Below are 12,131 nucleotides of genomic sequence, written 5' to 3'. Positions count from 1 at the left end.
GCGCCTGGCTCGCCCGGCACCCGCCCTGGACGTTCCACTACACCCCGACCTCGGCCTCGTGGCTCAACATCGTCGAGGGCTTCTTCTCCGCGCTGACCCGTCGTCGGTTGCGACTTGGTTCCTTCACCGGCGTCATCGATCTGCAGGCAGCGATCAAACGCCACATCGTCGAGCACAACCGACGCGCCAGACCTTTCGTGTGGACCAAACCCGCCGCCGGCATCCTCGCACACATCAGCCGATCGCCTGAACCATCCGTCTGAGTCAATGCACTAGACGGCCAAAGGCCCACGATGACCTACGAGTGATTGGACGAAACTACGCGCGTCGTCGTCCTCGGATGTTCTCCGCCGTTATGAGGTGGTCGATCCGCCCTGATCGCTGAGGCAACGCGCCAGGACTCCGGAAGCACTTGAATTCCTGGCTATGGGAGACGTGTCGAGGCGAGCGAAGGGCAGTTCCGCCCACCGATGGACGACCGAAGGCGTGATCCTGGGATGCGTCTATAATCGGGGCAAATCTTCAAACGTCGGCGAAGCAAGATCGGCAGTGCGAATTTCTTAACACAGCCAATAAACGGCCGTGAATAACGCCGACCTAGGTAGACTCGATCAATTCCGTTCCCCGCATACACCTCCATACAGATTGTGGTCGGTAGAGACCCGGGGCTTGGCCGCGCGGGCCCCAACCGATAAGGTGATGGACTATGGCCCCAGAAAAGCCAGATACCTTAACAACGCGTTCAGCCACATTATGCGTTGAAAAAGATCGAGGGTCGGTCTGCACTCTCGACGATCACCGTCAACTCGCGCGCAGCCGCGAGCCGTAGGGCCTGCGAGAAGCGCAACGAGAACGTGAGGATCACCATGTCACTCAACATGTATGAAAGTTTGAATTGGCTCCCCCTGCCGATCGAGAATTTTCGGCACGCTTGCAAGGCCTTGCTTGACGAACAGGCGGACCTCGCCGCGAGCCTGTCCAAGCTTGCTGGCGCTCGGTTGGATAACAACCAACTTCGCATCCTGGGAGGAACAGTCAAGGCGCTGCTCGACAAGGAAGCGCGACTGACACCGTTGTCGCCCTTCCGCCTAGCCCTGCTCGGAACTGGCACCACAGACCTCGTCATCCCGGCACTCATGGCGAGTGCAATCCGGCATGGCATCGCCCTCAACGCCGCTTCCGGAAGCTACGATCAGGCATTGCAGGACGCGCTTGACCCAGCTTCAACCGTGAACGCGATGAAGCCGGACGGGGTGCTGATAGCACTCGATCATCGAAGCCTCCCGATCTCGATCACTCCTGGCAACTCGGATAAGGCGGCCGAAACCGTCGAGAATTGCCTCCAACTGTACCGTACCATCTGCACGGCAATTAAATCTCACAGCAATGCTCTCTGTATCCTTCAGACGATACCACGTCGGCCCGAGCAATTGCTCGGTAGCCTGGATCGCAGCGTCGCAGGGACGCTCGGCTGGATACTCGATCGATTGAACGCGGCGTTGATAGAGCTATCGCGGGATGACGGAAACATCCTCTTCGATGTCGAGCATCTGGCAGCAACAGTCGGTACTAGCAACTGGTTCTCTGACCAAGAGTGGAACGTCGCAAAGTTGCCATTCTCGTATAGCTTCATTCCTTTATACGCCGATCGCGTCGGCTCTATCATCGGAGCAATTCGCGGAAAATCGAGGAAATGCCTAGTTCTCGATTTAGATAACACCGTGTGGGGGGGCGTTATCGGTGATGATGGGATGGCCGGCATCAACATCAGGCAGGGTGACGCAACTGGCGAAGCCCACTTGGTGCTGCAGCAGACGGCGGTAGACCTCCATAAGCGCGGTATTCTTTTGGCAGTCAGCTCGAAAAACACCGATGAAGTAGCACGCGAGCCGTTCAGAAACCATCCCGAGATGCTGTTGCGTGAGAAACATCTGGTTGCCTTTCAGGCAAACTGGAACGACAAGGCGTCGAATATCGCGGCGATTGCGCAGGAACTGAACATCGGGTTGGACTCTTTGGTGTTCGTCGATGACAATCCGGTAGAGAGAGACCAGATCCGACGGGCGCTGCCCTCGGTCTTGGTTCCTGAGCTGACGGAAGATCCGGCTGGTTACGCCCGTACGTTGATAGCATCAAACTGTTTCGAGGCGATATCGTTTAACGAAGACGACAAAAAACGCTCGGACTCCTATAAAGACAACGCAAAGCGGCTCGATTTAATGAGCAAATCCATAAACATGGATGAGTATCTCCAAACTTTGCAAATGGAAATCCTATTCAGCCCGTTCGATAAGATCGGTCGTTCAAGGGTGGCGCAATTAATCAACAAGAGCAACCAGTACAACTTGACGACGCGGCGTTATACCGAGGCGGAAGTCCAAAAAGCGGAAGAAGATCCTCAGGTTTATACATTGCAGGTTCGTTTACAAGACAAGTTTGGCGACAACGGAATGATCAGCGTTGTCATCTGTAGACCTGCCGGCGAAACCGTGTGGGTGATCGACACATGGCTGATGAGTTGTCGCGTGTTGGGCCGAAAGGTCGAACATATGGTTCTAAGAGAGATGCTCATTCAAGCGAAAGCTTCCGGTGTGACCAAGCTGGTCGGCGAATGGATACCCAGCGGAAGAAACGACATGGTCAAGGATCATTATCCTAAGCTCGGTTTCACCCTCAAGGAAACGCTCCGGGATGGGGCGACCACTTGGGAGCTTAGCACGGACGTCGATCTCGAAGAACCGACTATGAAGATTACTCGGATCGATCGAACCTGATATCCCTTAGTCTATAAGGCTAGGCGTACCGAGCTGCGCAGCTAGAGACAACGAAATTTATCAGCGGCGAGAGAAGCATGAATTTTGTCTCGGTTCAGTTCATCGCGTTTGCGTTCGCGACCGTCGTTTTGTATCACATCTCGCGTTCGAGGAGGGCTAAGCAGTTCGTCCTCGCTCTTTCAACATCGTATTTCATTACGACTTATACAAACGGACCTGCTTCAGCCGTTCCATTGCTCCTGTTTCTTCTGGTCGGCTTCGTGCTGATCTGCGCCGCCAGGGAAAGCCGGGACAAAACATCACTTTTCGTTAGCGTCAGCGTGTTGTTGGCCGCTTTCGTCTACCTCAAGCAATTTTTCTTTCTCAAGTGCGTAGGATTGCCATTTATTTATACGACCGTCGGATTGTCTTATATATTATTTCGTATCATCGGACTTCTCGTCGAGGTGTCAAACGGTGAGATTAAATCCAAGCCCAGCTTGCTTGAGTATTATTTGTATACCTGTAACTTCCTTTGCTTCCTATCCGGCCCGGTGCAGCGTTGGGAAGAGTTCCGGGATGAACAACGTGCCATCAAAGAACCGATCAGCGATCGTGAGGTGATGGACGCTCTGTCTCGAATGGCCCTGGGCTTCGTGAAACTCGCCGTGATCGCAGGGGCTTTTGATTACGTGTTCCAGAACCTCAGCGTACAATTTATTTCAGAGCCCGTTCAGGTCGACTGGCTGAAATTCGTATTTCTATATACCGCAAGCGCCGCGGCGTATACCGGATATCTGTATTATAATTTTTCGGGCTATATGGATATCGTGATCGGTTTGGGCCGTATGATGCAGATCGATGTCCCGGAGAATTTTAATAAGCCGTTCACGTCGAAGAGCTTCCTCGAGTTCTGGCAGCGATGGCACATGACGATGTCTCAATGGTTCAAGTCTTATCTGTTTACGCCGCTGATGATTTCGCTCATGAAACGGTTTCCGAGCTCAAAGGCTTCAGCTTACGTCGGGTTATCGGCCTTTTTCGTGACCTTTCTCGTGATGGGCATCTGGCATGGATCGACGTTGGTTTTCGTCGTCTACGGGTTGCTGATGGCACTCGGCGCGTGCGCGAATAAAATCTGGCAGCTAACGCTCCCGCGATTTATCGGTAAACCGTCCTATAAGGCGCTGCAAAAAAATGTGCTGTACGGGCAGGCATGCGCTGGATTGACGTTCTCGTTTTTCACGCTCGCGCTAACCTGTTTGTGGATCAACGAGATTGGGCAACTGTTTGCCCTCACGGCGCGGCTCGGTCCGACGGGGGTGGCGATCGCTTTGAGCTCGCTGGCCGCTCTGTTCGCAATTGGCGCATCGATCGCTCGCGCCCTCGGCGGCGCGTTCGCAAAGGTGCCGTTCGGCGGGACCATCGTCAGCGGAACGACATTTGCGGCGGTGCGATGCGCCCTCGCGTTTCTCTCCGTTCTATTCGTATCCTCTATGCTGACGAAAGCTCCAGAATTCGTTTATAAGGCATTTTAATATGTTGGCTATATTTAGGTCCATTCTGCGTGTTCTCCTGAGCGTCGCCGTTCTTTATTCGCTCCTCGTCGCCGTGGCGTTTTGCCTTGCGCCGTCACGCGGGCTGAATCGATACGTGGACACCGGCGCGGCGTCCGACTCGCTTTACGCTACCGCGACGAAGTATCTCGTCTTCATGCAGGATAGCCTTCGGCACGGGGAACGACGGGTGATGATCCTCGGTGCCTCAAACGCGGATATCGAACTGCGCCCTCCGGTGATGATGGACAAAATGCCGTGTGCCGTCGTGGACAACTTATCGATCGGCAACGAAAACATTACCGAACTCAGGCAGACGGCTCTGATCGCTCTGAAAAATCGTCAGCTCGTTCCCGGACATCGAGATATCTATGTTTTAGGGATCTGGTTCGGTCTCTTCGGCGATAGCAAAGACCGATGGAATTCCGCTGACCGTCCGAACGCTGAAACTGATCTGGACCTGGAATTTCAGCGTTATGGAGTCTATACCAAACAGGGAGAGCTGTACCGACCGTGGGGAGGAGCCAGTTTCGAGCCATTACTGTCGGTTTTGGTCAGCCCGTTTGCCATGGTTGAAAAGATTTCTCGGGCGGCCAGCCTTCGAGCGCGGTCATTCTTTTTTGTGCGGCCAGATGTGAGAAGCGAAGGCGAACGGGAAGCAGCGTCCTTCTCCGATGAGCAGAAGGCTGCTGCTGTGAGATACTGGCATCAGCAGCTCGGCTTTAAAGATCAGTTATCCTCCACGCAATTCGCCCTTTTGGAGAAAACGATAGCTGATATCACACAGGATGGTGATAAAGTGGTGATCGTTGACCTTCCGATACCGGATTGGTGGGCGTCGGCGGTTCCCATGTACCGAGAATATAAAGACAAAATATCCGAGATGAAGCAGCGCTTCGTCGGTAATGACGCAGTCAAATTCATCGAGGTCAATGGTTACCCCTCGCAGGCCTCTTTCTCGGACGAGGTCCATGCGAAACCAAGTGTCGCGAAAGCGATTGGCGAGACTATAGCGACGTATCTCAATCGGATCGGATGTACGAGTTCCGGATCCGCTAGCGAATGGGACGGTAGGTTCGATCATGGACACGCAAACGAAGCTTCAGCAGGTATTCCGGGACGTATTCGATGATGAGACAATCGAGCTGCGGCCGGATATGACGGCGGACGACATCGCGGAGTGGGATAGCTTGAGTCATATCAGACTTATGCTTGAGGCTGCAAAGGAGTTCGGCGTGAGTTTTTCTGCGTCTGAAGTGAGTAGGCTCACTAACGTCGGCGACCTTCTGACACTGATTAAAGCGAAAGGGGCATCCTGAATGTCTCCAACGGCACCAGGCCCGCTGCATCCAAGTCCGACCCATCCTATCGCTGAAGGGGAACTCGCCCCGTTTTTCAAATTTCATCATCTAGGCGTCGCGACGTTGAACCCGACAACGACGACGAACTATCTCCGGTGCATCGGTTATAGCGAGGGCCGTCGGGTTCTGGACCCCTTGCAGAATGTCAACCTTTGTATGTGGCACCACGTTATACAGCCCGATGTCGAGGTTATCTGGCCTTCTGATACAGTTGGGCCGCTCAACCGCATGCTGAAAAAAAGTGGGCCGGGCGTGTATCATGTTTGTTACGAGACCCTCGACCTTCAGCGCTCGCTTGAGCATCTTCGCTCAAGTGGGATTAGCGTGTTGGAAGTCGTCGGGGAGAAACCCGCGATCTTGTTCGAAAATCGACATGTGTCATTCTTTTCAGTCGACGGTTTCGGTTTGATCGAGTTCTTGGTTGCAGGCTGATCAGCGATACGTTCGCACGCATAGCGATCGGTAGTGGCACGTTCATACGGCGCAATCGTGGATTCAACGAGCGAGTCGATCGTCATAAGACTGCTCCGCGTCGGAATCTCGGCTTGGTTGTCTGCCGCGCTTCGTCGGGAGCGACCCGTACTACGCGTTCTCGTCCTGTTTCGCCGTTTGAGCTTCGCTGGGGCATGGCTGATTCGGCTTGTGAGATCTCGATGCAACGGTCGCGCATAGTATTCGGGCGGTCTAACGAAGCCCGATCGCCTCAATAGATCTCCGACGAAGCGCGAGTTTCGATACGGGGTGCAGTGAAAGGGGGGGCTGCACATGAGAGAGGTCGTTGATACCTTACATGTCGTCGTCGCGACGCGTGGGCGGGCTCGGGAGGTTGGTCACCTCCTCGAAAACCTCGGTGGCCAAGAGGCTGTCCCTTCGGTGGTCGTCGTCGTCGGGGCTTCGGCGGCCGATATCGCGGTTGAGAAGTCGTGTATTCCGCCTAATTTGAATGTTGTTTTCAGGGTCTCGAACTCTCCAGGACTGACAGCGCAGCGGAACGACGCGGTCAGATATCTGCAAGCTTCGCGCAACCTCGATTACCGCACATCGGTCGTGTTCTTCGATGATGATTTTAGACCAGACCCTCGATGGCTTCTTGAATGCGAAGAGTTGTTTTCTCGCGACGAAGACGTCGTCGGAATAACAGGTAATGTTCTTGCGGATGGTATTCATGGGTCGTCAGTTTCAGAAGATGAGGCACGAGCGATCAACGGGGCTGGTATTCAGACTGGATCTCATTGGGCGAGTGGATCCACCCGGGAAACGCTAAGTGTCTATGGCTGCAATATGGCATTTCGTGGCAGCTTGTTTGAAAGCTGTTCGTTCGATGAAGGGCTGCCGCTGTATGCCTGGCAGGAGGACAGAGATCTTACAGGCCAAGCGCGACGCTTAGGCCGAGTTCTTTATTATGATCGGTGCAAGGGTGTTCATCTCGGTGTAAGTGGCGGTAGAACGAGCGGCGTACGGCTGGGCTATTCGCAAGTCGCGAATTTGATATATCTCCGCAATAAAGGCACCGTGGAAACACGTACCGCTTTCGATTTTATCGTCAAATCGTTGCTTTCAAATATCTATCATTCTGCTTTTCCGAAGTCGAAGTTCGATCATCGTGGCCGGCTGAAGGGAAATTTGCTTGCTGTCGTCGACTTCGCATTCGGACGCAGCAATCCACGGAAAATCTTGGATCTTGGATGAGGTGAAGAGCGCGTTTCGGCTGCGGGATCCTTCCCTCTCTTTAGCGGATCGGCGTTCTGGATGACGTTCTCCCGGGGACGCCGCCCCAAGTGGCGACGGTTCTCGGATTTGCTGCGCAAGATCGTCCAGCTCATGGCTGCTTAAGGTCAGCCGCTGCGGCGACGAACTCGCTCGCACCGCGCTCTACGAGGCCGCGCACTGGCTGCTGACGCGCTCACGCCAATGGTCGAGCCTGCGCGCCTGGGGGATTTAGGTTGCCAAGCATGGTGGCATGGCGCCGGCCCGCGTGGCGGTCGCGCGCAAGCTCGCCGTCGTCCTGCACCGGATGCGGAGCCACGGGACTGATACCAATCGACGGTGAGGCTGACTCACGGGGTATCGGTTCTGGATCTGATTCGATGAGGTGAACCGGAGGGTTTGGCCTGTCATCTGCGGTTTGGCTGCGCGAGGACTTCACGGCTGACGATCTGCGGCGGCGCGCGAAGGTCAGCCGGGATGCGGGCCGGAGCCGTCGTCTTCTGGCTCTGGCTGAGATCTACGACGGCGGCAGCCGCACCGATGCGGCGCGGATCGGGGTGGTGGGCCTGCAGACGGTGCGCGACTGGGTGCTGGCCTTCAACGCGGATGGCCCGGCTGGGCTGATCGACCGCAAGGCGCCGGGCCAGAAGCCGAAGCTGGACGCGGCACAGCGCAGGGCGCTGATGCAGATCGTCGAGAGCGGGCCGGACCCGGACCGGCATGGCGGGGTGCGTTGGCGGCTGAAGGATCTGGCGGCCTGGGTTTACGCGAGCTTCGGCGTCAGCCTGGACGAGAGCACGCTCGGACGGCTGGCTCATCGCCTTGGCTTCCGCAAGCTGTTGGTGCGCCCGCGCCACCATGAGCAGGATCCGGCTGCGCTCACCGCGTTCAAAAAAACCTCCCCGCCGCCGTGACGGCGATCCGCGCGGGGCTACCAGCTGGAACGGCCATCGAGGTCTGGTGGCAAGACGAAGCGCGCGTCGGCCAGAAGAACACCCTACCGCGACGATGGGCACGCCGCGGGACACGACCCTCGGCACCCACGGACCAGCGCACGGCCTACGCCTACATCTTCGGCGCGATCTGTCCGGAGAAGGGCAAGGGTGCCGGTCTCGTCCTCCCCCGCTGCGACAGCGCGGCGATGACCCTGCATCTGGCCGAGATCAGCCGCTCCGTCGCGCCCCGCGCGCATGTCGTACTGATCCTGGATGGCGCAGGCTGGCACAGCGCTCACGACGTCATCGTGCCGGCCAACATCACCCTCCTCACGCTGCCGCCCTGCGCGCCTGAACTCAACCCGGTGGAGAACGTGTGGCAATTCATGCGCGACAACTGGCTCGGCGACCGGATCTTCGCCTCCTACGACGACATTGTCGACCGGTGCTGCGACGCCTGGAATCGCCTCATCGACCAGCCCTGGAAGATCATGTTCCTGGGTCTGCGCGCGTGGGCCTACCGGTTATGATCAACGCCGATTGGTATGAGTTCCGCTTTGGCAAGGAGCCGACGGCCACCGTCGCTGCCTTCGCATGACCGAGACACGCCTACCCCGTCGAACGGAACGACGGCAGGCCAGACTTCACCCGCGAGGGTGACCCGGATCGTTCCCGTGGGGACGATGGGCGAGGCGATCTCGTTGACGGTCCCGAACCAAAGTCCCGAACCGGTCCGCGTCAGCAGACCAGGTCGTGAAACAGATTGAGATGCCTTGCTCTCCCGACCCCATCATGCGGCGGCTTCGCGCCGACGTAATTACCCAGGCCTGTGATGGCAGGGTTCAGGCACCGATGGTTTTGAGGACGGTGCTGAAGGGGCTGCTGCCTGTGAGGCGTGCGGTATCGACGACGTTGCGGATGGCGGCCTCACCCTCGGCCGCCCACATGGCGGGGTAGCCGTTGGTGACCTTCCGTTGCACGACGGCCGGACGAAGCAGCCGCTCGGAGCCGTTGTTGGTCGGCTCGACCTTTCCGGGATAGGCGAGGTAATTACTCACCCCGGCGATTGCAGGGTTTAGCCGCCAACGGTCTTTAGGAGGGTGCCGAAGGGACTGTGGCCTGTGAGGCATGCGGTATCGACGACGGTTCGGATGGCGGCCTCGCCCTCGGCGGCCCACATCGCGCGGTAGCCGTTGGTGACCTTCCGCTGCACGACAGCCGGGCGCAGCAGCCTCTCCGAGCCGTTGTTGGTCGGCTCGACCGCCCCGGGATGGGCGAGGAAGACGAGGAGCTGAGCGCGGGCTCGGCCGATCTTAGCCTGCAGGTCGCGGGTCAAGTCGCAGCCGCTCGGCGTGGCGAGGATGGCCCCGAGTTGTCGGTCAAGGCTCCGGTGCTTGGCTGCCAGGGTCGAGGTGGCCAAGGTAGTGACGCGCTCGGCCAGGGCGAACACGGAGGCCAGCCAGAGCTGCAGACGCCAGGGCACCGGATCGTCGCGCGCCTCGACGACGTAGGCGACGTCGCGGGCGAGATGGGCGAGGCAGGTCTGGTGTTCGGCCGCATGGCCCTGCTGAGCCGTGTAGCGGTCCGAAATCCACACCGCGGGCCGGTGCCCATCCATCATCTCCCGCACCACGATGGCGCCCCGCGTCGGCGAGGCCGTGTGCACCACGGCATTGGCCGCGTGGAACACGCAATGATAAGCGTTCGAGCCCTCGATCCGCACGCCGGTCTCGTCCGAGGCGACCACCGCGGCCTTGCGCAGGGCGGACACGGCGGCCTCGTGACCCGGATGGAAGCGGCTCTGCGCGCGCTGGAGCAGGTTCATCAGCCCGCCTTGGCTGAGGGTGAGACCAAACAGATCCGACAACGCCGCCTGCAGCCGCTCGTAGGAGAGCGCCTGGAAGGTCTTCAGATAGGTCGCCACCGCATGCAGCCGCGGGCCGAAGGGTGTGCCACGGGCCGCCTCCGGCACCGGTGCGACGACCCGAGCCCCGCAGGTCGGACCTGCACGGCCAGCCGTTGATGCTGCGTCACGACCGGGGCCACCTCCGGCAGCTCGATCCGCTCGGACACGCTCACGAGTTCGGAGGGAAGATCTCCGTGCAGGGCGCCGCCGCAGCACGCTCAGCGATCAGGACGAGGCTCGACGACGGCGTCGGGATCGTCGCTCATCACCCGGCTGTGGCCCTCGTGGCCGGGCTTGGCCCCGCCGGGCTTGGAGTGCTCGCGCCGCTCCTTGCGGTCGGTCGCCGGTGGCTTCGAGGAGGTGCGCGAGGTCTTGTCCGGACGCTGCAGCCGCAGCACCAGCTCGATCAGCTCCTCGCGCCTCCACCGCTCAAGATCGCTGCGCCCCATCCCACGAGGGAATCAGCGAAACCCAACCCGCGCAAGGGCCTGGGTAATTACTCGGCTGGGGCCGCCATCGGCTGGACGGTCTTGCAGTCACCCAAGCCGATCAGCCCAGCCAGGTAGAGCGGCCAAATCGCTTGGCGCGCCGGATGCGACAGTCCCGCAAGGAATGGCTGCAGCCATCGATCCAGATCCTCACGCCATCCGCAAGCGCTGACATCGTACAGACCCCCGCTCATGGCCGTGGTAGGCCTATCTGCAACAATCTCAACCGTTCGGTTGATCTGTCAAAGCGGTGCTAATGGTCTGAGTTAGAGATTTCCTTGCGGTTTGGGACGTGAGAGCCATCTGCTGGGCTTCTGAGCGGAGGTTGCTGCGATGGCCCACGGTCCCAGACCAGCCGAACTTCACCTGAGCGCGGACGAGCGTGCGCGGCTGGAGGGTCTGGTGCGCCGCCGCAACGTCGGTCAGGCGCTGGCCCAGCGCGCGCGGATCGTGCTGGCGCCTGTGCCGAGCCTGGCTCCACGAACACCGGCATCGCCCGCAGCCTCGGAATCAGCCGTCCGGGCGTCACGACCTGGCGTGCCCGTTTCCTGGCCCACCGCGTCGATGGTCTCGTCGACCTGCCCCGCTCCGGTGCGCCGCGTGCCACCGAGGACACGGCGATCGAGGCGATGATCACCCTCACATTGGAGAGCCAGCCGGAGAACGCCACCCACTGGTCGACGCGTGCCATGGCGAAGCGGGTCGGGATGAGCCAGACCATGGTCTCGCGGGTCTGGCGCGCCTTCGGCCTGCAGCCGCACAGGACCGAGACCTTCAAGCTCTCGACCGATCCCGCCTTCGTCGACAAGGTCCGGGACGTGGTCGGCCTGTACATGGCCCCGCCGCATCGGGCCGTGGTGCTGTGCGTGGACGAGAAGCCCCGATCCAGGCGCTGACCGGCACGGCCCCCGTGCTGCCGATGCGGCCCGGCCAGCCCGAGCGCCGGACCCACGACTATCGCCGCCAGGGCACCACCGATCTGTTCGCCGCCCTCGACGTCCGGTCGGGGACCGTGATCGGCCGCTGCACACGCCGACATCGTTCGGTCGAGTTCCGCGCCTTCCTCGATCAGGTCGAGGCGAGCGTGCCGGCAGACCTCGACGTCCACCTCGTGCTCGACAACGCCGCCACCCACAAGACCAAGCTGATCCACGACTGGCTGGTGAAGCGCCCGCGCTGGCACCTGCACTTCACCCCGACATCCGCATCGTGGCTCAACCTTGTCGAGGGCTGGTTCGCTCGCCTCACCCGCAGACGCCTACAGCGCGGCGCCTTCCAAAACACCGACGATCTCGAAGCCGCGATCCACCGCTACATCGACCACACCAACGCCGACCCGAAGCCCTTCGTCTGGACCAAACCCGCCGAGGCCATCCTCGCCAGCGTCGGACGCTTCCGCCAAAGAACCTCTAACTCAGACCACTT

At 59.3% G+C, this 12,131-nt stretch carries 5 protein-coding genes and 5 pseudogenes; 8 read left to right on the top strand and 2 right to left on the bottom strand.

Features of this window, described 5'->3' with window-relative positions:
* The 7 genes and pseudogenes from OXS27_RS30190 to OXS27_RS30160 form a co-directional block, all read left to right on the top strand.
* Nucleotides 1-263: pseudogene (locus OXS27_RS30190) on the top strand (IS630 family transposase); the annotation flags it as partial.
* A gap of 603 nt (nt 264-866) precedes the next feature.
* Nucleotides 867-2,774 carry an HAD-IIIC family phosphatase gene (locus OXS27_RS30185; RefSeq protein WP_267361260.1) on the top strand — a complete coding sequence of 636 codons (1,908 nt, stop codon included), beginning with the start codon at nt 867-869 and terminating at the stop codon, nt 2,772-2,774.
* A gap of 77 nt (nt 2,775-2,851) precedes the next feature.
* Nucleotides 2,852-4,291 carry an MBOAT family O-acyltransferase gene (locus OXS27_RS30180; protein WP_267361258.1) on the top strand — a complete coding sequence of 480 codons (1,440 nt, stop codon included), beginning with the start codon at nt 2,852-2,854 and terminating at the stop codon, nt 4,289-4,291.
* Between the two features lie 211 nt (nt 4,292-4,502).
* Nucleotides 4,503-5,441 (top strand): hypothetical protein, encoded by a 939-nt coding sequence (locus OXS27_RS30175; RefSeq protein ID WP_267361256.1) that lies wholly within the window; start codon nt 4,503-4,505, stop codon nt 5,439-5,441.
* A gap of 994 nt (nt 5,442-6,435) precedes the next feature.
* Complete coding sequence (locus OXS27_RS30170; RefSeq protein ID WP_267361254.1) at nt 6,436-7,359, top strand: glycosyltransferase family 2 protein; 924 nt, start codon at nt 6,436-6,438, stop codon at nt 7,357-7,359.
* Between the two features lie 142 nt (nt 7,360-7,501).
* A pseudogene (locus OXS27_RS30165) lies at nt 7,502-7,720 on the top strand (IS110 family transposase); the annotation flags it as partial.
* Nucleotides 7,721-7,781: 61 nt separating this feature from the next.
* Nucleotides 7,782-8,842, top strand: a protein-coding gene (locus OXS27_RS30160; protein ID WP_267361262.1) for an IS630 family transposase whose coding sequence is annotated in 2 segments (ribosomal slippage) — nt 7,782-8,268 and nt 8,268-8,842 — 1,062 coding nt in all. Because the reading frame shifts where the segments join, the coding sequence is not laid out codon by codon here.
* A 312-nt stretch (nt 8,843-9,154) separates the two neighbouring features.
* Here the strand turns inward: OXS27_RS30160 and OXS27_RS30155 are convergent.
* Both OXS27_RS30155 and OXS27_RS30150 read right to left on the bottom strand, forming a co-directional pair.
* A pseudogene (locus OXS27_RS30155) lies at nt 9,155-9,361 on the bottom strand (IS66 family transposase); the annotation flags it as partial.
* A 26-nt stretch (nt 9,362-9,387) separates the two neighbouring features.
* Nucleotides 9,388-10,667, bottom strand: a pseudogene (locus OXS27_RS30150) (IS66 family transposase).
* 372 nt (nt 10,668-11,039) lie between these two features.
* Between OXS27_RS30150 and OXS27_RS30145 the strand changes: the two are divergent.
* Nucleotides 11,040-12,131, top strand: a pseudogene (locus OXS27_RS30145) (IS630 family transposase); the annotation flags it as partial.

It is taken from the genome of Methylobacterium sp. GC_Met_3, assembly GCF_026540775.1.
Lineage (GTDB): Bacteria > Pseudomonadota > Alphaproteobacteria > Rhizobiales > Beijerinckiaceae > Methylobacterium.
The sequence above is the reverse complement of the archived record's forward strand: the minus strand, read 5'-3'. Positions and strand labels throughout refer to the sequence as shown.